Source organism: Nocardia citri, assembly GCF_054065835.1.
In genome coordinates, this window is sequence record NZ_JBSUQM010000005.1 from 150,377 (window position 1) to 177,325 (window position 26,949).

The 26,949-nt window shown below is 65.6% G+C and carries 1 protein-coding gene; it reads left to right on the top strand.

Going from position 1 to position 26,949, the window contains the following annotated elements; all coding sequences use genetic code 11:
• Positions 1-1,041 precede the first annotated feature (1,041 nt).
• On the top strand, positions 1,042-25,542 hold the full coding sequence (locus ACW2Q0_RS10340; RefSeq protein ID WP_457188609.1) for a non-ribosomal peptide synthase/polyketide synthase: 24,501 nt from the start codon (positions 1,042-1,044) through the stop codon (positions 25,540-25,542).
• The last annotated feature ends 1,407 nt before the right edge of the window (positions 25,543-26,949 follow it).

Sequence of the window (26,949 nt, forward strand, 5' to 3'; positions counted from 1 at the left end):
GACGACGGAATAGGCGGTGTTACAACACATATCACCGACCGCGGGACATCGTGCAAAGGCATCGACGTGATGACCGCGCAGGCGGTGGCTCGCGGGATGATCCCGTGGTTGGTCGCGCAGCGGCTCTTCTGTCAGAAATGAGTTGTGCAGCAAGGACTTTCGTCGAACATGTCGATGCGCTCACGGTGCGGTGGTCGCGGCGGACGAATCGGCAGATCTCCGTACTGACCGCGATCGGGGTGGCCTTGGCCGTCCGGGCCGGTGCGCGGGCGGCCGTACCGGATCCGCAGGTTGGCCGTACAGGTGCCGGGTGTCAATGCTTGCTGAATCGCCGGGCAGGCGACAACCACACTCCGATCATCGAACCAGCCGCCCCGCTCCGCACAGCCCTGCTGAACGCAACCGCTTGCGGGACAGGCTATTAGCTTCTGGTGTGCGCGCCAGGCAATGAGGGTCCGTACTGCTTTGCCTTTGCCCCGTAAGAGAACTTCACGTATCGCCGCCTCCGGCTCAGAGCCGAGCCGGCCCGGTACTGTGATGACCGCGCTCGACTTGTGGTGACATGGATCGAATTCCACTGAGTATCACTGTATCTGGCATCGAACTCCGGTGTCGGCGTATGTGCGGTCGCCGATCCATCGGGGGGATGCCATGCAGGAAAGCGGGCCGAAAAACCACCTCCGATATAGGCCATGGCTATGAAGCCGCTAGACTGCTCGAGAAAGCTGTCAGATAGCTGTCACATGTGAGCCTGCGTTGCTTTGCCAGATGTTCGAAGTGTCCGACTTTTCGGATCTCGAGATGCTGGGAGATGTAGACAAATGGGAGTTTTGGGGTTTCCTCGCACTAGAACGTCGGCGCCCGACGTGATTCCGGGCGCGGACAAGGTGAGCCGCACGCTGTGCTGACCGGTGCGTTCCAGATCAGAGATATGGGCGCTGCTTCGACGTAGACGAAGTGCATGTACAGGCAATTTCGGGCACGGGTAGGGGTGTCGTCCGCCGTGTTCGGAGTGCCTCCGAGTCTGAGTGAGGGGATTAGATGGATCTGAAGTCAGCCGAAACTGCCGACCGTCAGCTGGATTCGAGGTCAGCTGAAATTTCCGATCGTCAGCTGGATCTGATTCCGCTGTCGAGGGCGCAGTACGGCATGTGGCTCGCGGACAACCTGTCGGGTGGGCCGACGGTGAACATCGCGCACTATATCGAGATCGAGGGGCAGATCGATGTCGACGCATTCACCAAGGCGGTGAACGAGGCCAGTCGCGAAACCGAATCTCTCGGCGTCCGGGTGGTCGAGTTGGACGGTGTCCCATATCAATTCGTCGACCGCAGCATCATCTACGACGAGTCTGTGCTCGACCTCAGCGGCGAGGACGATCCGTTCGCAGCGGCAATGGAATGGATGCGGCGCGATTACAACACCAAGGCTGTCGATTTGAGCCGCGACCGGCTCACCGCGATGCGACTGATCCAGCTCGGTAAAGATCGGTACCTGTGGTACGCGCGTGCCCATCACCTCGTCGTCGATGGCTACGCCGCGTTCAACGTCGTGACCCGGATAGCCGAGCATTACAACGCCTTGCTCGAGGGCCGGTTGCCCGTGCGGTTGGAGGCCGCCGGATTGCGCGACATCGTCGAGGCGGAGCGCGCCTATCGAGCCAGCTCGCGGTTCGACACCGACAAGGCGTATTGGCTCGACAAGGTTGCGGATCTGCCGACGCCGACAAGTCTGTCCGGTCGCACCTCCCGGCGGAGCAAGGTCGATAATGTTGCGAGCCTGCAGCTTCCGTCGCAGTTGTCCGACATGCTCGACCGTTTTTGCGGCGACCTGCACGCATCGCCCGCGCAAGTGGTCATCGCAGCCTTCGCTGCGTTCCTCGCCCGGATGACCGGGACCGAGGATGTGGTGTTGTCGATGCCGGTAAGCGCTCGTGTCACCAAACGCCTGCGCAATGCTGCCGCGATGTTGGCGAACATGGTGCCGATTCGGTTCACCATCGACGCGACGACCACGGTGGAGCAGGTGGTCCGCGCATCGGTATCCGAGCTCGTCTCCGCGATGCGGCATCAGCTCTATCGGTTCGAAGATCTGCGTCGCGATTCGAATGCGTTGGATGCGTCGGCGAACTCGTTCGGTCCGATTGTCAATATCCTCTTCTTCGACTCGGAGATTCGCCTCGGGTCGGCCTTCGGCCGCTATCGCGCACTGACCTCGGGCGCACTGGATGATCTGCAGCTGAATCTGTACCGTTCCGGAGCCGATGCGCCGCTGCTGATCGAGCTGCACGGGAATGCGAATCTGTACAGCCAGGATGAAGTCGATGCGCATGTAGGTCGATTCCTCGCTTTTCTGCGGCGATTGATGGATTCGCCCATCGCGACCCCTCTGGTCGAGATTCCGCTCGTGGATCCTGCCGAACAGGCGCGCATCGTCGGGCAGCTCGCCGGGCGTGACGGCGCGACGGGCACCGCGACGCTCGTAGATTTGCTGACGCGGCAGGCGGCCGCGACACCATCGGCGGTCGCCGCGACTTCGGGTGAGACCGCCCTGACCTATCGCGAGCTGGACGAGCGATCCAACCGATTCGCTCGCACGCTCATCGCTCTCGGAGCAGGGCCGGAATCATTGGTAGCCATCGCGATGCCGCGCGACGTCGATCTCATCGTCGTCGCGCTGGCCGTCCTGAAGTCGGGCGCGGGGTACTTGCCGCTGGACATCGCGCATCCGGCCGACCGGCTCGAGTATGTACTGAACGATGCTGATCCGATCGCCGTCGTGACGACTCACAGTATGCGCGAACACCTGCCGGGCGATCCCGGCCGTGTGGTGTTATTCGACGGCGCGGTCGGTGCGGAGTCGGCGGCGCCGATCACGGATGCCGATCGGCGCAGCCCACTGTGCCTCGACAACATCGCCTATGTCATCTACACCTCCGGATCGACAGGCCGGCCCAAGGGCGTGGCGATCACCCATCGCGCCGTCGCGACGTACCTGGTGAACGCGTGCGCTGAGATCGGTGTCGGGACCGAAGATGTGTGGACGTTGTTCCATTCGTTTGCGTTCGACTACTCGGTGTGGGAGATCTTCGGCGCACTGGTCAGTGGTGGCCGGGTGGTTGTGGTGGACAGCCTCACCGCCCGCTCGCCCGACGATGTCGTGCGCTTGGCGGCACTCGAGAAGGTGACCATCTTCAACCAGACACCATCGGCGTTCCACCAATTCGCTGTGGCGCGGCAGCGTTACGCGGACGCCGGTGAGCCCGACGGTGAGCTTTCGACGCGACTGGTCATTCTCTCGGGCGAACGTCTCGACCCGGCGGGGCTGGCGGACTGGTACGGCCACAACCCGAAGCTGCCTGTGCTGGCCAACAGCTACGGCATCACCGAAACCACGGTCTTCGTCACCTATCTCGGCCTGACACCGCAGATCGCGATGCCGGGTGCGCCGAGCACGATCGGCCCGGCGCTGCCGGGGCTGCGCACATATGTCCTGGACGAACGATTGCGCCCGGCGCCACTGGGAGCCTGGGGTGAGATCTACGTCGCCGGAACGCAACTCGCTCGCGGCTATCTCAATCGGCCTTCACTTACCGCCGGACGTTTCGTGGCCAACCCGTTCGGCGAGCCCGGCGAGCGACTCTATCGCAGTGGCGATATCGCACGGTGGAATCACCAGGGTGAGCTGGAATACCGTGGCCGTGGCGATCAGCAAGTGCAGCTGCGCGGGTTCCGCATCGAGCTCGACGAGATCCGTAACGCACTGCTGACCCACAGCGCGGTCTCAGCGGCAGTCGTCGTCGTGCATCTGCCCGGCACGGAGGCGGCCCGGCTCGCCGCCTATGTCGTACTCACCGGCGAAATTGCCGGTGGGGCCGACTCCCTGCGCACGCATGTCGCGGCGATGCTGCCGGAATACATGGTCCCAGCCGTCGTGGTGGTGTTGTCCGAGTTGCCGCTCACCGTCAACGGCAAGGTCGACTATCGGGCGCTGCCCGAGCCGGTTTTCGATTCGGCCGCGGCCTACGTTGCGCCGAGCACTGCGATGGAGGAGACGATCGCCGATGTCTTCGCCGAGGTGCTGGGTTTGGAGCGGGTAGGCGTGCTGGACAGTTTCTTCGAATTGGGTGGCAACTCGCTCACCGCGACCAGCGCTGCCGTCCGGATCGCCGAGCTGACCCGATCCGATGTGTCGGTCCGGGATCTGTTCGGCAAACCGACCGTCATCGAACTCGCCGCGCACGTCGACGCCGAGCACCGCCCCGGCCGGCTCGCGTTGCGCGCGCAGCCACGCGTCGAGCCGATTCCGTTGTCGCCGGCGCAGAACCGAATGTGGCTGATCAATCAGGTCGATCCCGCCTCCGCGGCCTACAACATTCCGCTGGTGGTACAGCTGAGCGGCCGTCTCGACGTCGCCGCGCTGCATGCGGCCCTGAAGGATGTGCTCGATCGGCACGAATCCCTGCGCACCGTCTATCCCATCGTGAACGGCGAAGGGACACAGCTCGTTCTGCCGGCTGAGCAGGTTGTCGCCGGTCTCGATCTGTCGCCGGAACCGATCGACCTCGCCGACCTCGCGCATCGGCTCCATGACCTGGCGTCGATCGGAGCCGACGTGCGTACGAGTCCGCCCATCCGGGTCACGCTGCTCGCGTCCACGGACCGGCGTCGGCATGTGCTGGTTATCGTCTTGCACCATATCTGCTGCGACGGATCGTCGCTTCGACCGCTCGCCGCCGATGTCGCCACCGCCTATGAAGCGAGGTCGGAAGGAAAGACGCCGGACTGGCAGCCGCTGACGGTGCAATATGCCGACTACAGCATCTGGCACCGCAGCTTGCTCGGTGACGAGAACGATCCGGAGTCTTTGGCGGCACGCCAGTTGCGTTTCTGGGCAGCCCAATTGGCGGGGATGCCGCCGTTGCTGGAGCTGCCCGCCGACCGTCCGCGCCCTGCGCACCAGTCCATGCGCGGTGACGCTGCCGACACCGTGATACCGGCCGAAACCTTCGCTGGGATCGAGCGGTTGGCTCGCACCGCCAACGTCACTACTTTCATGGTCGTCCATGCTGCCTTGGCGGTTGTGCTGGCCCGGCTGTCGGGCTCGCAGGACATCACCATCGGGACCCCGGTCGCGGGCCGTGGCGAGCGTGCGCTGGAACCACTCATCGGTATGTTCGTGAACACGGTCCCGCTGCGCACCCAGGTGCGTTCCGGCGAATCGTTCACCGCGTTTCTGGCACGGGTCAAAGAGATCGATGTCGATGCCTTTGCCAACAGCGACCTGCCCTACGAACGCGTTGTGGATGAAATCGATGTCCAGCGGTCGACCGCGCACGCACCGCTGTGCCAGGTGTACCTCGCCTTCGAGAACATGGAGCGCCCGAGTCTGGAATTATCCGACCTCGCAGTCGAGATCCTCGATCCTGGGCCGCAACCGGCGAAGGTGGACATCATCGTCACCGTCGCCGAAAGTACCGCCGCGGGCGGCGATGTCGCCCTGCGGATCAATTACGCCACAGATCTGTTCGACCGGGCGACGGTCGAGGAGCTGGCCGCGCGGCTGAATCGGATTCTTGATTCGGTCGTGTCCGACCCGCAGGTCCGGGTGGGTGCTGTGGATGTGCTGTCGGGGAGCGAGCGGGCTGGGTTGCTGCCCGCCTCGGGTGGCCCTGCCGAGACGGCGCGGGTGTTGGCGGAGGTGTTGTCGGTGCGGGATCCGGGCGCGGCGGCGGTGGTTTTCGGCGAGCGCACGATGTCGTACGGGGAGTTGGATGCTTGGTCGAACCGTCTTGCGCGGCAACTGATCCGGTGGGGTGTAGGTCGGGGGGATCAGGTCGCGTTGGCGATGGCGCGGTCGGTGGAGTTCGTGGTAGGGGTATGGGCGGTGGCCAAGGCGGGCGCGGCGTTCGTGCCGGTGGATCCGCGAAATCCGGCCGATCGGGTGGCGCTCATGGTGGCCGATGCCGATGTGTGGGTGGGGATCACCGTCGCGGCCGCTCGAGACCTGCTTCCGGACTCGGTGCGGCGGTTGGTGCTCGACGATCCGGACACTGCGGTTGGTATCGCGTCGCAGTCCTCGGCGGCGGTGACCGATGTGGACCGGATTCGGCCCTGCCATATCTCGGACACGGCGTACGTGCTGTACACCTCGGGGTCGACTGGTACGCCGAAGGGTGTCGCAGTCACCCACCAGGGATTGGCGAATTTCGCGGCCGAGCAGCGGGAGCGCTACCGGGTCGACAGTTCCTCGCGGGTGTTGCAGTTGGCGGCACCGGGTTTCGACGCGGTTGTGCTGGAGTTGCTGATGGCTCATGCGAACGGCGCGACGTTGGTGGTATCGCCGCCGGAAGTCTTCGCAGGGTGGGACTTGGCGGAATTGATTCGGGCGCAGCGGGTTTCGCACGCGTTCGTGACGCCGAGTGTGCTGGCGACGATGTCGCCGGCCGGTTTGGATTCGCTGCTGGTCCTGGTGGCCGGTGGCGAGGCGGTGTCGGCGGAGACGGTCGCGGTATGGGCACCTGGTCGGCAGCTGTTCAATGGGTACGGGCCGACCGAGACCACGATCATGGTCGCGATCAGCGATCCATTGTGTGTCGGGGACCGTGTCACCATCGGCGGCCCCATTCGTGGTGTCGAGGCCGTGGTACTGGATGCCGACCTGCAGCCGGTGCCGGTCGGAGTGACGGGGCAGTTGTATGTGTCCGGAGTGCAGCTGGCCCGCGGCTATCTCAACCGGCCGACCGCTACGGCCACCGCGTTCGTGGCCAATCCGTACGGCCCCCCCGGTAGCCGTATGTACCGGACCGGCGACTTGGTTCGCTGGACACCGGAGGAAACTCTGGAATATCTCGGTCGCACCGACTTCCAGGTCAAGATCCGGGGTCAGCGTATCGAGCTCGGCGAAATCGAGGCCGTCCTCGCCGCGCACCCCGACGTGGCGGTAGCGGTGACGGTGGGCGTCGCGACCGACGGTGGATCGAGACTGGCCGCCTACGTGGTACCGATCGACACCGTCGATACCACGGAGCTGCTGCGCTACGCTGCCCAACGCCTGCCCTCACACATGGTCCCGGACGCGGTGATGGTGCTCGACACGCTGCCGCTGTCGTCGGTGGGCAAGATCGACCGTGCGGCCTTGCCCGAGCCGATATTCGCTTCCACCGCAATCGAATTCGTCGCACCGCGCGACGCTGCCGAGCAGCTCGTCGCCGACGTGTGTGCCGCGGTACTGGGGATCGAGCACGTGGGCATCTGCGACAGCTTCTTCGATCTGGGCGGTAACTCGTTGTCGGCCACTCGGGTAGCGGCGCAACTGAGCGCTGCGTTCGGTGTCGATGTTTCGTTGCGCGCGATCTTCGATGCGCCGACCATCGCCGCGTTGGCGGAGAATCTTCGGACCAGCGATGCGGCGGGGCGCGAACCCCTTGCGCCACAAGAGCGCCCCAGCCGAATCCCGCTTTCGCCCGCGCAGGCGCGCATGTGGTTCCTCAATCAGTTCGACACGAACTCTCCGCTGTACAACATTCCCATGGTCGTCCACATGTCGGGGGACCTCGACGTGGCCGCCATGCACGCGGCGATCGCGGATGTGCTCGACCGGCACGAATCCCTGCGAACCGTCTACCCGGACAGCGACAGCGGACCGCACCAGGTGGTCGTGCCGGTGGAGACGGCACTGCCCCGGTTGGCGCCGTTGCCGGTCGCGGCCGGCGGGGTCGAGGCGCGCATCGCAGCCGAGGTGACCGCCGGGTTCGATGTCACGGCCGAGGTTCCGTTGCGGATCACCTTGCTGCGCAGCGCGCCCGACGACCACACCCTGGTGCTCGTCGTCCATCACATCAGCTTCGACGGGTCATCGCTCGCGCCGCTTGCCGCGGATCTGATGACCGCATACAAAGCCCGCGTCCGGCAACAGGTACCGCTGTGGGCGCCGTTACCTGTGCAATACGCGGATTACGCGCTGTGGCAACGGAAAATGCTCGGCACCGAGAGCGATCCGCACAGCCAGACCGTCGCCCAAATCAACTATTGGCGCGCGGCTCTCGCCGATTTGCCCGAGGTGCTCGACCTGCCCACCGATCGCTCGCGTCCGGCGAAACAGTCTTTCCGTGGTGCGACGGTGTCGATGATGGTGCCCGCAGATCTCCATCGTGAGGTAATCGCGTTGGCCCGCCGCCACGATGCGACGGTCTTCATGGTGATGCACGCGGCTTACGCCGCGCTGCTGGCGCGGCTGTCGGGAACCGGTGATATCGCGGTCGGCACACCGATCGCCGGCCGCGGCGAGCCTGGACTCGACGCTCTGGTCGGAATGTTCGTCAATACGCTGGTATTGCGGACACGCGTCGAGCCTGCCGCGTCGTTCCTGCGGATACTCGATCAAGTGCGGGCGACCGATCTGGCCGCCTTCGAGAATGCCGACATCCCGTTCGAGCGGCTCGTCGAGGTGCTGAATCCGCCGCGCACGACAGCACATGCGCCGTTGACCCAAGTCGGATTCTCGTTCCAGAACATCGAGATCCCGACCGTGAGGTTCGAGGGCTTGACGGTTTCGACCCGGATGGTCGATCCGAGCGTAGCCAAGTACGACCTGCATCTGAATCTCGTCGACGCGCTGGGGTCGGATGGGGAACCGGGCGATATGGCGGTCGAATTCGGTTATGCGACAGATCTGTTCGATGAGGCGACGATCATCTCGATCTTCGACCGTTACCTGCATCTGCTGCAGGCGATCGTCGCCGATCCCGCCCGCGTTGTCGGTGATATCGATCTACTGACCGCGAAAGAGGCGTGCGAGCTGACCGCGCGGTCGACCGGGGAGACGACGCGTCCTTTGTCCGCGACGATCGCACACCTGTTCACCGCGCAGGCGGCGGCGACCCCGGAGAGCACCGCGGTGGTTGCTGCCGAGGGTGGCGACCGGCTCAGTTATCACGAATTCGCGGCGAGGGTGAACTCGCTGGCACGCGCGCTGATCGGACAGGGCGTTGGCCCGGGAACCGTTGTTGCCGTCGCGATGCGTCGCTCCGTTGATCTGCTGACCACGCTGTACGCGATCCATGCGGCGGGCGGGGCCTATCTGCCGCTGGATCCGGATCACCCGGTCGAGCGGGTGCTCGCGGTCCTCGCCGACGCGAGACCGAGTGCTGTGCTGACCCGGCCGGTCGACGAGGCGAATTTGCCCGATGACGTGCCGGTGTGGACGTTGGAGCAGTTCGGTACCGAGCGCGTGGATACCTCGAATGTGACAGACGCCGATCGGACCCGGGCTTTGCGCCCGGATGACCTGGCGTATGTCATCTACACCTCGGGTTCGACGGGCGTGCCGAAGGGGGTGGCGGTAACGCATGCCGCGGTGGTGAATCAATTGCGGTGGCTGCGGGATCAGTATGGGCTCGGCGGTGACGATGTCATGCTGTTGCGTACTCCGTTTACCTTCGACCTGTCGGTCTGGGAGCTGTTTTCCGCATTGACCTGTGGCGCGGCGTTGGTTGTCGCGGGTCCCGACGCGCACGGCGACCCGGGCGCCGTGGCCCGGCTCATCGCCGACTATCGCGTCACGACCGTGGATTTCGTGCCGTCGTTGTTCTCCGCATTTCTCGAGCAGGCTGCCGTGCACGAGTTCCCGGACCTGCGGCGGGTACTGTGCATCGGCGAGGCGCTGCCGGCCGACACCGTTCGCCGCTTCCGAGATCTCAGCGCGGCGCGCATCGACAATCTGTACGGGCCGACGGAGGCCGCGGTCAGCGTCACCTACCACCGCATCGACGCGCTTGACGGCGTCGCCGTGCCGATTGGCGTCCCTGAGGCGAATGTTGTTGTGCGCGTTCTGGATTCACGGTTGCATCCAGTTCCGGTCGGGGTTACCGGTGAGCTGTACCTGGGTGGCGTCCAGCTGGCACGCGGTTACCACGAACGTCCCGGTCTCACGGCAGCGACGTTCGTCGCCGACCCCTGCTCCGGTGCGCGCGGTTCTCGGCTGTACCGCACCGGCGACCTGGTCCGCTGGGACACCGATGGCAACCTGCGCTATGTCGGCCGGGCCGACACCCAGGTCAAGGTTCGCGGGCTGCGGATCGAACTCGGCGACATCGAAGCCGCGCTGATCGCCCATGAGCAGGTGAACGCGACCGTCGTGCAGGTGCGCAACGATCGCGGCGAGCAGCGCTTGGTGGCCTACGTGGTGGCCGCAGCGGCGTTGGATGTCAAGCAGGTCCGAAGCTATCTGCTCGATCGGCTGCCGGCGTATATGGTGCCGACCTCGTTGATCCGGATCGACGCGATCCCGCTCACGGCCAACGGCAAGGTCGACTACCGAGCGCTGCCGGTGCCGGATCCGAGAAACCCCGAAGCCGGGTACCGCGCGCCGCAGGGACTCGTCGAGCAGACGGTCGCCGGGATCTTCGCCGAACTGCTCGATCGCCCGGAGATCGGCGCGGACGACAACTTCTTCGACCTGGGCGGAAATTCGCTCATCGCGACGCGCGCGCTGAGCCGGATAAGCGACGTTGTCGGCGTGGCCGTACCGGTGCGGGTGATATTCGAGGCGCCCACCGTTGCCGACTTGGCCGAACGTATCTCGCGGCTGCGTGCGGTACCGAACCTGCCCGATCCGGTTGCGAAGCCGCGTCCGGACCGCCTCCCGCTGTCGCAGGCACAGACACGGATGTGGTTCCTCAACCAGTTCGATCCGGAATCACCCGGATACGTTGTGCCGCTGGCGATCCGGCTCGACGGAGTGCTCGACATCGATGCGCTCGCGGCGGCCGTCGGTGATGTCATCGAGCGGCATGAGAGCCTGCGCACCAGGTATCCGGCTGTTGACGGCACGCCCACGCAGGTTGTGCTCGATGCGGCCGACGTTGTCGGGACCTGGGACCTCACGCCGCAGCCGGTCGGCGAGCGCGCACTGTCGGACCGGTTGGCTGAGTTCTCGGGTGCCGGATTCGACGTGTCGAAGGGCGCTCCCGTGCGCATTGCGTTGTATCAGCTGTCCGACCAGTCATGGGTGGTTGCGTTGGCCATCCACCACATCAGTTGCGACGGCTTTTCGGTAGCGCCGCTGGCTGCCGATATCGTGACGGCCTACCGTGCGCGGTCCAGCGGTAACCCGCCGGATTGGGCTCCGCTGGCCGTGCAGTTCGCCGATTACGCCCTGTGGCAACGCGAGGTGCTCGGCTCGGCGGACGACCCGGACTCGTATGTGGCCCGCGACATCGTCTATTGGCGAACTCAACTCGCGGGCATCCCCGATGTGATCGAATTGCCGACCGATCGGCCGCGGCCGATTGTGCAGACGCAGCGTGGCGCGGTCGAGCACGTCACGATCCCAGGTGAGCTGCAGGGCCGGTTGGAGGCGCTGGCGCGGCGAGCTGAGGCGACGACGTTCATGGTCGTGCGCACGGCGCTGGCGGTGTTGCTGTCGAGGCTTTCGGGCAGCGACGACATCACCATCGGTGTGCCGTATGCGGGTCGCGGTCACCGATCACTCGACAACCTGGTCGGGATGTTCGTCAACACCTTGGTGATGCGTACCCGGGTCGCGGTGGATCAATCGTTCTCCGGCCTGCTGAACCAGGTGCGGCGCACAGATATCGAGGCTTTCGACCACGCCACCGTCCCGTTCGAGCAGTTGGTCGAGGCCGTCAATCCCGCGCGGTCGACGGCCCATACGCCGTTGTTCCAGGTCATGCTCGCCTATCAGAATATGGTGCAGGCGCGTGTCGAACTTCCGGGTCTCACCGTCGAGAACGTGGATCCAGGCGACAGTGCCGCGATCTATGACCTGCTGCTGATGATGAGCGAAGGGCACGGCCCCCACAACGAGCCGACCGGCATGACGCTGCGCCTGACTTATGCCACGGACCTGTTCGACGCGGACTCCGTACGGCGCTTCGCCGAACAATTCGTGCGGGTACTCGACGCCGCCGCGACCGATCCCGATGCGGCGGTCGGCGGGATAGAGTTGCTCGATGCCGCGCAGCGGCACCTGGTGCTGCGGCAATGGAACGACACCGCGGTACCCGCCGCGGCAGGCCCGACACTGGTCGACGCCTTCGACCAACAGGTCATCCGCACCCCGGACGCTGCGGCTATCCGTGTTCCCGACGGCGCCGTGTTGACCTACCGGGACTTCGACACCCGAGTCAACCGGGTCGCCCGATGGCTCATCGCGCGCGGGGCGGGCCCGGAAACTGTGGTGGCGGTGTGTATCCGGCGATCGATCGAGCAGATCACGACGCTGTACGCGGTGGTGAAGGCGGGCGCGGCGTTCCTGCCGATAGATCCGGATCATCCACGTGCGCGAATCGCCGACGTGCTGAACGCGGCGCGCCCGCTGATGGTGCTCACCACATCCGCGGACGGCGAGGAACTTCCCGATGGATTCGCGACCGCGCGGATCGATCGAGTGGACGTGGCCGGTCTTCCCGATGCCCCGATCACCGATTCGGAGCGCCGCGCGCCGCTGCGGTCGGCGAATATGGCCTACGTCCTGTTCACCTCCGGCTCCACCGGCGTGCCCAAGGGCGTCGCGCTGACCCACGCCGCGACCGTGAGCCAGCTGGCGTGGGCACAGCAGCAGTGGCCACACGATGCCTCCGACACGGTCCTGTACAAGACCCCGATCACCTTCGACATCGCGGTCTGGGAGCTGTTCTGGCCGTTGCAGACTGGCGCGCAGATCGTGGTCGCCGAATACGACGGCCACCGGGACCCGGCGTATCTCGCCGGTGTCCTCGCGCGACACCAGGTCACTACCGTGCACTTCGTACCCTCGATGCTCGATGTTCTGCTGGAAACCACCGCGGTCACGGAGCTGCCGTCGATCCGGCGAGTACTCGTTGCCGGTGAGGCGCTCGCGCAGCGCACCGTCGACGCCGCGACGCGCGTATTCACGAAGGCCGAGGTGGTGAACTGGTACGGCCCGGCCGAGGCGGAAGTCGTCACGGCCGCACGCTGCTTGCCTGGTGTGACGACCCGTGCGATGGTCCCGATCGGTACTCCGGTATCGGGCATGCGGGTCTACGTCCTGGACTCGCGGCTGCGGCCGGTGCCGGTGGGTGTAGTCGGCGACCTGTATATCTCGGGTGTCCAACTGGCGCGCGGTTATCACGCTCGCGCCGACCTCACCTGCGGCGTCTTTGTGGCGAACCCGTTCGGTGCGGCAGGTGAGCGGCTCTATCGCACCGGTGACCTCGTCCGGTGGACGAAAGCCGGCGAGCTGGAGTACCTGGGCCGCAGTGATTTCCAGGTCAAGGTCCGTGGTCAGCGCGTGGAACCAGGTGATATCGAAGCGGCGCTGTCCGCGCTGCCGGATGTCGCACGTGCCGTCGCTGTCGCCACGGCCGAACACATCGTCGGATACGTGACGCTCGTATCCGGTGCGGTGACCGATGGGCGCGCGATTCGCGACCAGCTCACCCGCGCACTGCCGTCGTATTTGGTTCCGGCCGCTGTCCAGGTGCTCGACGCGATGCCGCTGACACCGAACGGCAAGCTCGATCGAGCTGCCTTGCCGCAGCCGTTGTTCGACGACGGCGAGGAATTCGTGCCGCCCCGCACCGAATATGAAGTGGCTTTGGCGGAAATCGTCGCCGAGCTTACCGAGATCGACCGAGTGAGCGTGACCGCGAACGTCTTCGAGATCGGGGTCAACTCGCTGACTGCCGCGCGCATCGCGGCGCGAGCTGTCGCGGCGCTCGGTATCGATGTCGGCATCCGCGACATCTTCGACGAGCCGACGATCGCCGGATTGGCCACATATCTCGGCGAGCGAACCGGTTCCACGGTGGTTCCGCTCGCAGCCCGGACACGCCCGGCTGCGGTCCCGTTGGCCGCGGCGCAACGGCGGATGTGGTTCCTCAACCAGTTCGACACCGCCTCGGCGGCATACAACATCTGTTTCGCGGCCCGGTTGACCGGCCGGCTGAATGTCGATGCGTTGCGCGCGGCATTACTCGATGTGGTGTCCCGGCACGAGCCACTGCGCACGCTGTGTCCCGCTGTCGAGGGCGAACCGTGCCAGGTCGTCCAGGAGGTTGCGGCAGTGGCCAGGGACCTGGTGTTGGAGCCGGAGTCGGTCGCGGACGAGGCGGAGTTGGCCGACCGGATCCGGCAGGCCGTCGGGACGGGTTTCGATGTCGCGGAATCGGCGCCCGTGCGGGCACGGCTGTATCGCACCGGCGCCGACGAGCATGTGGTCGTGGTCGTGGTCCATCACATCGCCGCGGACGGCTCATCGATGGCCCCGCTGGCCCGCGATGTCTTCGCCGCCTACCAAGCGCGTGTGAATAGCCAAGCGCCGCAATGGGAACCACTGGAAGTCCAGTACGCCGACTACGCGATGTGGCAGCGCGAGATGCTCGGCGACGAGGACGATCCGGCGTCGCTGATCGGGCGCCAGCTCGCCTATTGGACCGAGGTTCTCGGTGATGCCCCGGAACTGCTCGACCTGCCGACCGATCGGCCACGGCCCGCGACCATGTCGATGGCCGGCGGCAGCGTTGGCTTCGCGACCTCGGCGCGGCTGCATGAGGACATCGTGCGGCTGGCACACCGTGAGGGCGTCACCGTGTTCGTCGTGCTGCACACAGCATTGGCGATCCTGTTGGCGCGCACCGCGCACAGCGAGGACATCACGGTCGGCACCCCCGTCGCCGGTCGAGGCAACCAGGCGCTCGACGATCTGGTCGGCATGTTCGTCAACACCGTGGTGCTGCGCACGCGGATCCGCGAGAACCTGTCGTTCCGGGAACTTCTGGCCCAGGTGCGCGAGGTGGACCTCGGCGCGCTCGCGCACGCCGATGTGCCGTATGAACGGCTGGTCGATGTCCTCGACCGTCCCCGGTCGACGGCATATACACCGCTGTATCAGGTGATGTTCGGATTGCAGAACATGCGCGCTGCCCGGTTCGAGCTGCCCGGTATCGATGTCGAATTGCTCGACCCCGGCTCGGCACAGGCCAAAACCGACCTCACCGTGCTGGTGACCGAACGCCTCGACGGCGAGCGGCCGGCCGGCATCGATGGCGAGATCACCTATGCGACGGACCTGTTCGTCGCATCGACCGCGGAATCGTTCGCCGAGAGGTTCGTCCGGGTCCTCGAAGCGGTCGCCGCCGATCCGGCGCGCGCGGTGGGCGACATCGATCTGCTCGGTGCGGTGGAGGTCGAACGGCTGGTCCCGGCGCGTGGTGGTGCGACCACCTCCCCATGCCTACTGCCTGAACTGCTGGCCGAGGCCGTGGCATCCGATCCGGCGGCGATCGCCCTGATCGGGGAGACCGAGACCCTCACCTACCTCGAGCTCGATCGCCGATCCAACCAGCTCGCCGCGCACCTGCTCGCCCGCGGGGTCGGCCCGGGGGTGTTCACGGCGCTGGCCGTGCCCAGGTCGGTCGACTACCACGTCGCCATGTGGGCGATAGCGAAGAGCGGTGCCACGTTCGTCCCCGTGGATCTGCGATATCCCGTGGAGCGGATTTCGCACATGGTGAACGATTCCGGGGTCACCGTGGGAATCACGGTCGCGGCCGCGCGCTCCGCGCTTCCGGGAGATGTCGGATGGGTGGTGCTCGACGACCCGGATGCGGCCGTCGAGATCGCCGCGCAGCCGGGTCGGGCCGTCACGGATGCGGATCGCGCCCGGGCACTGCACATTCGGGACGCGGCGTATGTGATCTACACCTCCGGTTCGACCGGGACACCGAAAGGTGTCGTGGTGACGCATGCGGGATTGGCCGGATTCGCGGCCGAGCAGCGGGCACGTTATCGCGTGGACGCCACCTCGCGGGTACTGCACGTGGCGGCGCCCGCCTTCGACGCGGTGCTGCTCGAAGCGTTGATGGCGTGTGCGGCCAACGCTTGCCTGGTCATATCACCGCCGGAGGTGTTCGGCGGCCCGGATCTGGCCGCGCTGGTCCGCGCACATCGGGTGACGCACGCGTTCCTGACACCCAGCGTGCTGGCGACGATGACACCTGCGGACTTCGCGTCTGTGCGGGTGCTGGCGGTCGGCGGCGAGATGGTGTCGGCGGACCTGATCGCGGCTTGGGCGCCGGGGCGGCAATTGCACAACATCTACGGCCCGACCGAGACGACGATCGTGGTCACGATCAGCGATCCGGTACAGCCGTCCGATGTGATCACCATCGGTGGTCCGATACGTGGTGTCGAGGCTGTGGTGTTGGACGCGCGGTTGCGTCCGGTGCCGGTCGGGGTCACCGGGGAGCTGTACCTTTCCGGTGCCGCAGTGGCGCGGGGCTACCTGAATCGCCCGGCCGCGACAGCGGGCGCGTTCGTGGCGGATCCGTATGGTGAGCCGGGGTCGCGGATGTATCGCACCGGCGATATCGTGCGATGGACGGCGCAGGGTGCGCTGGAATACATCGGCCGCATCGACTTCCAAGTCAAGATTCGTGGCCAGCGCATCGAACTCGGTGAGATCGACGCCGCGCTGCTCTCGCATCCGAAGGTGGCTGCTGCTGTCACTGTGAGCCGTACCGGATCCGGTGGGCAACCGACGCTCGCCGCTTACATCGTGGCCGAACCCGCGGCCGTCGTCGAGCCGACTGCGGTGTCCGATCACATCGGCGCGGTATTGCCTGCCTACATGGTGCCGTCGACGATCACCGTGCTCGATCACATGCCCCTCGCCTCGACCGGCAAGGTGGATCGAAAAGCGCTGCCGGAACCCGTTTTCGAGGTCGATGACGACGATGCCGTCGCCGTGGCGACCGACCTGGAACGCACCATCGCCGCCGCCTTCGCGGACGTGCTCGGCATCGAGTCGGTGGGCGCGACGACGTCGTTCTTCGCGGTGGGCGGTGATTCCATCATGTCGATCCAGTTGGCATCGCGGCTGAAGACAGCGGGTGTCGTCGTGACGGCTCGCGATATTTTCGAGCGCAAGTCCGTTAGGGGACTCGCACAGGTCGCCCAGGCCGCCCAACGAGTGTCGCTGGCGGAGCTGCCCGGCGGTGGCGTGGGCGAAATCCCCTTCACGCCGATCGTGTCGTGGTTCGTCGAGCGGCCCGGAGCGGCCGATCGGTTCGCGCAGTCGATGCTGGTGCGCTTGCCGCGCGACGCACAGGTCGATGACGTGACCGCGACCGTGCAGGCGGTGCTCGACCAGCACGACATGCTGCGCTCGCGGCTGCGCGAACGATGCCTGGAGGCGCTTGCGGTGGGCGCCGCCGATGCCGCTGGCTCGGTGTTCGTCCGAACCTTCCGGGCGTATGAGGCGCCGGGCAGCGACGGCTTCACCGCTGTCGTGGAAGCGGCGCTGGCCGAGGCGTCCGACCGACTCGATCCTGCTGGGGGCCGGATGCTGCAGGTCGCGTGCCTGCTTCCGGAATCGGGCGTCGAAGCCGATGCCCGCGCCCTCATCGTGATTCATCACCTGGCTGTCGACGGGGTGTCGTGGCGGATCCTGCTGCCCGACTTCGTCACCGCCTGGCAGCAGATCAGTCAGGGACGCGCGGTCGAGTTGCCGGCACAGGGCACATCCATGCGGCGGTGGGCACACGCGTTGAGCGCCGCCGCGACCGCCCGCCGCAGCGAGTTCGAGCTGTGGCAGCGAATGAGTGCGGCGACCGATCCGCTGCTGGGGAGTGCGGAATTGGACCCGGCCGTCGACACCCAGGCGACGGTGCGGCATCTGACGGTGTCCATCCCGGCCGCAGTGACCTCGGCGTTGCTGGACGCGGTACCGCGAGCCGTGCGCGGCAGCGTCGATGACGCGCTGCTGGCCGCTCTGGCGGTAGCGCTGACCGGTTGGCGCCGCCACCGCGGCATCACGCACCCGGGCTTGAAAGTCCTCTTGGAAGGACACGGCCGCGAAGAGCAGATCGCCGCGGGCGCAGATATCTCACGCACTGTGGGCTGGTTCACCAACGCGTATCCGGTCGCGCTCGACCTGAGTGGCATCGACTACGCGGACCTGCGCGTGGCAGTGAAGTCGGTCAAAGACCAGCTGCGCGAGATCCCCGACAAGGGCATCGGTTATGGCCTGCTGCGCTATCTGAACACCGAAACGGCCGACCGGCTCGCGTCGACGTCCCCGCCGCAGATCAGTTTCAACAATCTCGGCCGCGCCGGCGTCGATCTCACATCGCTGTCGGATCTCGCGTGGGTACCGACCGACGAGCAGTTCGATCGGCGGGCCGCCTTCGATCCGGATATGCCTGCCGCAGCGGTGGTCACTATCGATGTCAACATTGTGGACACCGAAACCGGACCTGAGTTGTCGGCACATGTCGGCTACGCCTCGCGGTTACTCGAACACGACGATGTGGCCGAGCTTGTCGACGGGTGGGTCGATGCCGTGACCGAGATCGCCGGCCTGGCTGGTGCAGACGACGAATGGGGAATGTCGCGGGCAGATGTTGCGCTGGTCGACGTCACTCAGCGCGATTTGGACCTGTTCGCCGACCGGTACGGTCGGCTGAGCGAGGTATGGTCGCTGGCGCCGTTGCAGGAGGGTTTGCTGTTCCACGCCGAATTCGCGGCGGGCGAACTCGACGTCTACACGGCGCAATCGGTACTCACTCTCACCGGTGCGGTCGACGCGAGTCGGCTCGAGCGTGCCGCGCAAGCCTTGCTGGTGCGGCATCCCAACCTGCGGGCAGCGTTCACGCGAACGGCCGATGGTGTTGCGGTGCAGGTTATTCCGGCTGCCACCACGGTGAGCTGGCGCAGCGTCGATCACTGTGGCGACACAAGGGAATTGGATGAGCTGATCGAAGCCGAGCGGGCGGTCGTATTCGATCCCGCCGACCCGCCGTTGCTGCGGTTGCTGCTTGTTGCCGTCGGGCCGCACGAGTTCCGGCTGGTGTTGACGGCGCACCATCTTTTGCTGGATGGCTGGTCGTTGCCGCTGCTGTGGCGTGAATTGATCAGTTTGTATGCCGTTGCCGCACAGTCGGAGCTGCTTGCCCCGGCGACCTCGTACCGCGACTACTTGGAATGGCTGGCCCGGCGCGATCGTGCCACCAGCGTCGAGGTGTGGCGGGACGCGCTGCGGGATCTGCGCGAGCCCACGCTGGTCGCTGATCCACACGCGGCGACGACCGCGGATATCCCGATCGATCTGCCGGTCGTGCTCGATCGTGCCGCGACGGCAGAGTTGGTGAAATTCGCGCGCGAACGAGCGGTGACAATGGCGACGATCGTGCAGTTCGCCTGGGCCGTGGTGTTGGGCAATCTGCTCGGTGTCGAACGGGTGGCCTTCGGCAGCACGGTATCCGGCCGTCCGGCCGAACTGCCGGGTGTCGAGTCGACGATCGGTCTGTTCATCAACACGATTCCGGTCGCCGCCGATGTGCGGCAGGATCTCTCGATCGAGGACGCGCTGCGCCTGCTGCAGGCGAATAACACCCGCCTGCTCGACCACCACTACCTCGAACTGTCACAGATCATGGTGGCCGCGGGCAGCACCCAACTGTTCGACACTCTGGTCGTGTTCGAGTCGTATCCGGTCGACAGCAGCGGCCTGGGCGATGCCGACATCGACGGTATGCGGGTGGTCGCCGCGGATGGCCGCGACGCAGCGCATTACCCGATCACCGTGCAGGCGCACCACACCGACGAGTTGCACGTCCGAGTCCGCTACCAGCGGGCCCGCGTCGACGAGGTGACCGCGGCTGGTCTGGCGACCCGTTTCGAAACGGTGCTACGTTCGGTGACGACCGATCCGGCGAGGCGACTCGGCGCGATCGATCTGTTGTCCGCGGACGAGCGGCGCGCGCTTGTGCCTGGTTCCGGTGGCAGCGCAGTGGCACCGTGCGTCATGGCAGAGCTGCTGTCCGCGGGCGCGGCGGTCGATCCCGATGCGGCTGCCGTTGTTTGCGGTGGCCGTACCGTGTCCTACGCGGAATTGGATGCCTGGTCCAACCAAGTGGCTCGGCAGTTGATCGCGTGGGGCGTCGGCCCGGGGGATCAGGTCGCGCTGGCGATGCCGCGGTCGGTGGAATTCGTAGTCGGCTGGTGGGCGGTGACCAAAGCGGGCGCGGCGTTGATGCCCGTCGATTCGCGGAATCCGGCCGAGCGCGTCGCGCACATGGTGGCTGATGCCGAGGTGCGGGTGGCGGTCACGGTCGAGGCATTACGGGAGCTGCTGCCGGGCACCGTGCGCCCGCTGGTCCTCGATGACCCGGACACCGCGAAGTCGATCGCGCTGCGATCGGCGACCGTCGTGACCGACGGTGAACGGGTGCGCACGCCGCACGTCCGAGATGTGGCATACGTGATCTACACCTCCGGCTCGACCGGAACGCCGAAGGGGGTCGCGGTGACCCACGAGGGGCTGGCGAATTTCGCAGCCGCACAGCGAGACCGGTTCGGTGTGGACACGGGTTCGCGAGTGTTGCAGGCCGCTGCGCCAGGCTTCGATGTGATGGTCCTCGAGATGCTGCTGGCCCACACCGCCGGTGCCGTGCTCGTGGTGCCGCCACCATCGGTCTTCGGGGGCGACGAGATGGCCGCACTGATTCGCGCACAGCGGATTTCGCACGCGTTCAGCACGCCGAGTGTGCTGGCGACGATGTCGCCGACCGGTATGGAGTCGCTGCGGGTACTGATGGCCGGTGGCGAGGCGGTGACACCGGAAACGGTCGCGACGTGGGCGCCGGGCCGGACCCTGTTGAACGGGTACGGTCCGACCGAAACCACGGTGCTCGCGGGTATCAGTGCTGCGCTGCGCCCGGGTGGTGCGGTGACCATCGGCGGGCCGATCCCCGGGGTCGAGGCTGTCGTGTTGGATGCGTGGTTGCGGCCGGTGCCGGTCGGGGTGGTGGGCGAGCTGTACCTCGCGGGTGTGCAGTTGGCGCGGGGATATATGAACCGGGCCGCTGTTACGGCCGGTGCGTTCGTGGCGAATCCGTTCGGTGCGGCTGGTTCGCGCATGTACCGCACCGGTGACCTGGTCCGCTGGACACCGGAGCACACCCTGGAATACCTCGGCCGGCGCGATTTCCAAGTGAAGATCCGCGGTCAGCGCATCGAACTCGGTGAGATCGAAGCTGTGCTGGCCGAACATCCCGGAATCGAACACGCGGTCGTCTTGCTGCGCAAGGACCAGCGCGGCATAGATCGCCTCGTCGGCTACCTCGTTGCCGGCGAGGACGTGGATCCGGACGAGGTTCGGGCCACCGCACGGTTGCGACTGCCCGCGCACATGGTGCCCGACGTGTTCACGGTGCTTGCCGAGTTTCCTCTCAATACGAGCGGCAAACTCGACCGCCTGGCGCTTCCCATCCCGGAATTCGCGGCCGGCCGCGAATGGGTCGCGCCGCACACCGACGCCGAGCGGCGCATCGCGGACACGTTCGCGAGCGTCTTGGGCGTCGACAAGGTAGGGGCGACGGACAGTTTCTTCGACCTCGGTGGCGATTCGCTGTCGGCGACACGGGTGACTGCGCAATTGGGCACGGCGCTGGGAGTGCGTATCAGGGTCCGAGACTTGTTCGAGGCGCCTGTAGTCGCCGAACTCGCCTCCCGCCTGGATACTTTCGACCGCGACTCGCGAATGCCGCTGACGCCGAGACTGCGGCCCCCGCTCGTCCCGCTGTCACCGGCGCAGCAGCGGATGTGGTTCCTCAATCAGTTCGACACCACGGTCGGTGCGTACAACATCCCGCTGGTGATCCGGCTGCGGGGCGAACTCGATATAGATGCGCTGCGGCACGCGTGTGAACTGGTCATCGACCGGCACGAGTCGCTGCGGACCAAGTTCCCGATGATCGACGGTCAGCCGTATCAGGTCGCGGTCGCCATCGACGAGCTCGCATTCGTACCGGCTCCCGTCCGGGTCGACGAAAAGCGTTTGCTGGAACGGGCGATCGCCGTAGTCTCGACGGGTTTCGATGTGCGACAGGCACCCCCGTTGCGTATCGCATTGTTTGCGGTCGATGACCGGGACCATGTGCTGGTCATCTGCGTGCACCACATCTGCGCCGACGGCCAGTCGATGATGCCGCTCGCGCGGGATGTAGCACTGGCGTACGAGGCGAGTAGGCAAGGGACAGAACCGATGTGGCCGGTCCTTCCGGTCCAGTACGCCGATTACGCGCTGTGGCAGCGGGAGGTGCTCGGCTCGGCCGATGACCCGGACTCGGTCATGTCCCGGCAGCTGCGATTCTGGAAAGACACCCTCAACGGGTCGCCCGAGCTGCTCGAATTGCCGACCGACCTGCCGCGGCCACCGGTAGCGTCCATGCGCGGCGACGCCATCGATTTCGAGCTTCCCGCTGAACTGCACGAACGGATTATTGCTCTCGCGCGCGCCGCGAACGCCACAGTTTTCATGGTCCTGCACGCCGCGTTGACCGTCCTGCTGTCCAAGTTGGCCGGCGTCGACGACATCGCGATCGGCACTCCGGTGGCCGGCCGTGGCGAGCGTGAGCTCGATGACCTGATCGGCATGTTCGTCAATACGCTGGTGTTGCGGTCACGAGTGCGGGGTAGCCAGCCGTTCACCGAATTGCTCGCTATGACCCGTGACACGGACCTGGCGGCGTTCGCGCATGCGGATGTTCCCTTCGAGCAAGTCGTGGAAGCGATCAATCCGCCCCGGTCGACTGCGCATCTTCCGCTGTATCAGGTGATGCTCGACGTCCAGAATCTGAGCAAGGCCGCGTTGGAGTTGCCGGGGCTCAGCATCGAGCCCATGGAAAACGGCTTCGAGCAGGCACAGGCGGACTTGAGCGTGAAGCTGGTCGAGCGGTTCGTCGAACACGGCCGTCCGGATGGCATGGCGGGTCGGCTCACGTTCGCTACCGATCTGTTCGTCGAAGAGACGATGACTCGGGTCGCGCACGCGTATATCCGAATTCTGGAGGCGGTAACCACGAATCCGCCGGGTGCGGTCGGCGCTATCGACATCGTTGATCCGATGCAGCGCCGCGAATTGCTCGACTCGGCGGGGGAAGACGGCGTCGTGGTCGCCGATGCGACGCTGGTGGACCTGTTCGCTGCCCGAGTCCTGGCCCAGCCGAATGCGGTCGCGGTATCCGACGGGATGTCGCAGTTGACCTATGCGGAGCTGGATCGGCAGGCCACCCGGGTCGCGGCTCGGCTGATCGAGCAGGGAGTCGGGCCGGAGTCACTGGTGGCCGTGGCGTTGCCGCGCTCGATCGAATTGGTCGTGGGCTTGCTCGCGGTGGTGCGAGCGGGCGCCGGGTATCTGCCACTGGACGCGGCGTATCCGCCGGACCGATTGCGGTTCATGCTCGACGACGCACGTCCGGCCGCGGTGTTGACATCGGCCGAGATGGTGTCGGCGGTGCTGGAGTACGCCGCGCCGGTGGTGCTCGTCGAGGATAGTGCGGACGCGACAGCGGGCGGCTGCGATCCGGTGACGCCGAACCTGCGGCTGGACAACGTGGCCTATGTGATCTACACGTCGGGATCGACGGGCCGCCCCAAGGGAGTGACGGTCAGCCATCGCGAAGTGGTCACGTTGTTCGCCAACGCGGCCGAACGCTTCGACTTCGGCCCGGACGACGTGTGGACGATGTTCCATTCGTACGCCTTCGATTTCGCGGTGTGGGAAATGTGGGGAGCACTGCTGTCCGGTGGCAGGCTCGTCGTCGTCGACTACCCCACGTCCAGGTCGCCGGAGGCGTTCGTGGATCTCGTAGCCCGAGAGCGCGTGACAGTGTTGAGTCAGACCCCGTCGGCGTTCTACGGGTTCGCCGCGGCAGAGCGCGAGTACCGCGAATCCGGTTGCAGCGCTGGCGAACTCACTGTGCGTTACATCGTATTCGGCGGTGAGGCGCTGGATGCGTCCCGGTTGACCGAATGGTTTGCGGTGCACGAGCCGGGATCGCCGCGACTGATCAACATGTACGGGATCACCGAGACGACGGTACATGTCACGTTCACCGAGATCGGTGGGCCGGACGTGGCCGGAATCGGATCGCCGCTTCCGGGGTTGCGGGTATACGTGCTCGACGACCGGCTGCGGCCAGTGCCGATCGGCGTCGCCGGGGAGATCTATGTGGCCGGTGCGCAATTATCGCGAGGCTACCTGGGAGCCCCGGCTTTGACGGCGGGACGATTCGTGGCGAATCCCTTCGATCCGCATGGTGGCCGGTTGTATCGGACCGGCGATGTCGGCCGGTGGAGCAAGACCGCCACCGGGCTCGAGCTGAACTACGCTGGCCGGGCCGACGCACAGGTGCAGTTGCGTGGCTACCGCATCGAGTTGGGTGAGGTGGAGTCGGCGCTGCTGCGGCACCCGCACGTGACGCGGGCTGCCGTGGCGGTGCACGGCCACGCCTCGGGCGTCGATCAGTTGATCGGATACGTCGTGGGCATCGACGGCCAACACATCGACCCGGGCCAGGTCCGGGAGGTCGCCGCCCAGATGCTGACGAGCTACATGGTGCCCTCGACAGTAATGGTGTTGCCCGATCTGCCGCTGACCGTCAACGGCAAACTCGATCGAAAGGCATTGCCTGCTCCCGATTTCGATGGATCGGTGGACGAGTTCGTCGCGCCGCGAACCCACACCGAGAAAGTGATCAGCGACGTTTACCGGCAGGTCTTGCGCGTCCAGCGCGTCGGGATATCGGATGGGTTCTTCGACCTGGGCGGCAATTCGTTGCTGGCCACGATGGTGATCACCGAACTACGCGCTCGCGGTGTGACGATCGCGTTGCCATGGATGTTCGATGATGCGACACCGAAGGCCCTGGCGCGCAGGGTCGATGAGGCTAAGGGCGGTTCCGGTCTGGAGGTACTGCTTCCACTGCGTGCCAGCGGCTCGAAGCCTGCCATATTCGGTGTGCACCCCGCCGGGGGATTGGCGTGGTTCTACGGCGGCGCGGTCGAACATTTGGACAAGGATCGACCGGTATACGGCTTGCAGGATCCGCACGTCGTGGCTGGCGAACCACGCGCGGATTCCGTCAATGAATTGGCCGAGCGGTATGTGGCCGAGATTCGCCGAGTACAGCCGAGCGGACCGTACCACTTGCTCGGCTGGTCGTTGGGCGGGCAGATCGCGCATGCGATGGCGGTAAAGCTCCAATGCGGTGGTGAACTCGTCGGAACGCTGGCCATGCTGGATACCTCCGTCGACGCAGCGGATCTGTCGGCGGTTTCGACGATCGCCACCGTGGATGAGCCCGCTCCGAAACAGCTGATGGCGGACCTGCTCGGCGGTTGGCGGGAGTTGTTCGACCTCGGCGACGGGGTGAAGGTGGACACCCATGAACAAGCCTGGGCAGTCATCCGTGATCAAGTGGTCGGCACCGGGCTGTTCACCGCCGATCAGACGGACCGAGTGATGGAGAGTTTCGAGACCGCCAGCAAAATCGCGGCCGAGCACCGGCCCGAAGTTTTCGAAGGCGACTTGGTCTTCTTCACCGCGGGCAAAGACCGCATGGACCACGACGCTCTCGTGCAGGCGTGGCGCCCGTACGTGACAGGCAACGTTCACAACACGGTCGTCGACGCACGCCACCTCGAGCTCAGCCATCCGCATGCTATGGCCGTCGTCGGGCCGATCCTGGAAAGGTTCATGAACGAATGCTGATCACTGTCCGGCTGGTTCCGACTCCACGTCGACGGGTCGGTCGTCTCGACGAGCCGGCCGTGGCCCGGATGCGCTGGGCCAGACGATGTCAGCGTATGGGCCTGTACGGCACGGTCTGTCGGTTCGACTCTCAGGTATCGCTGTGAGTCCGGTGTCGGGCTGTCTCTAGCTGTGTGGCAGTGGTTATGGCGACATATCTCGACAGGAGAGCGCTGGCGTCCATGCTGATGGGCGCCAGCGCGCTGGGGCTTTGACCAATAGACCTCTTGGGTTGCGCTGCGGCCGAGACCGACTGGTAGAGAACGAGTTCGCCCGGCTGGAATAATTGTCAGCTCGGCGGCGATGGTCTCGGCCTTCGCCCGTAATCGGCTACGTATCGCCACAACTGGCAGCAATCGAGGCAAGCGAACTTGCGATGCGGTAGACGCACTTCTGTGTCGCCTCAGGCGGAGATCCGGTGGACCTCGACAGTCAGTGGAAGGCCATCGAACTCAAATCCAGCGACGGGCCATCTGTGGGCTCGGCTGTCGCCGACCCCCAGCGCTGCGAGGCAAGTAATGGATACAAGCGTCAGGGCTCGTAACAACCGCGACCGCGCGCGCATCTCGGTCATTAATGGACGAATTCTCCAACGGAATTCAACACGTGCGGAAGCGAATCGGTCCGCAACCGGTGGATCTGCGCTCGAGAGCCTGTGCAGCAGTCAACCCGCGTGTTCCGATGCAGCAGGGGCGGCGCAATCGCCGCCCCTGGAAACCCTTCACATTCAGGGGACTAGCAATGTATTCAGGATGTTGACCAAGCCAGCTACCAACGTGTCGACAAGATGCGGCAACATTCGATCTCCTTGCATTTTCGATGGATTTATCATGCTGGTCGATCAGCGGGCAGCAACCGTCCAGGAAACCGAGGTGTCCGGTCGCGAAATTGCTTGCCGCACAGGACTTCTGCCTGTCGGCGCTTCTACCCGCAGGACCTCACCATGCATAGTTCGAAGCTGCGGTAGCCATGGATTGGGCGATTCTCTCGACGCCTCGGTAGTCGCGGTGCATGCACATCGTGGGCGAGTATCGAATTTTGTCCGATTTATGCAGAATGGTTTCCGGTGACACGCATGACGAGCGCGTACTCCGTGACGTCCGAGGCTGCGGTGGATGGATTTCGGACCTGGGCTCCCATCCGTGCGCCGCGCTGTCTCGAATACCATGCGGCTCATGGGATTCATCTGCGGGAAATATCGCTCCCAACGAAAGGAGAATCTGAGGGTGTGCACCTGGACGGTCAACGGGTCGGAGGCCGCGCAGATGTGCTCGTGAACCTGCTCGGGGTGTGATTCCGGGGGCTTGTCGCCCTGATTGTCTCGTTGTTCCGATACCGGTATTTTCGATCGAGGGGGCCTATCTTCTG

Excerpts from the sequence above, each read along its gene's own strand:
- ACW2Q0_RS10340 (WP_457188609.1), top strand. The coding sequence starts at position 1,042 with ATGGATCTGAAGTCAGCCGAAACTGCCGACCGTCAGCTGGATTCGAGG.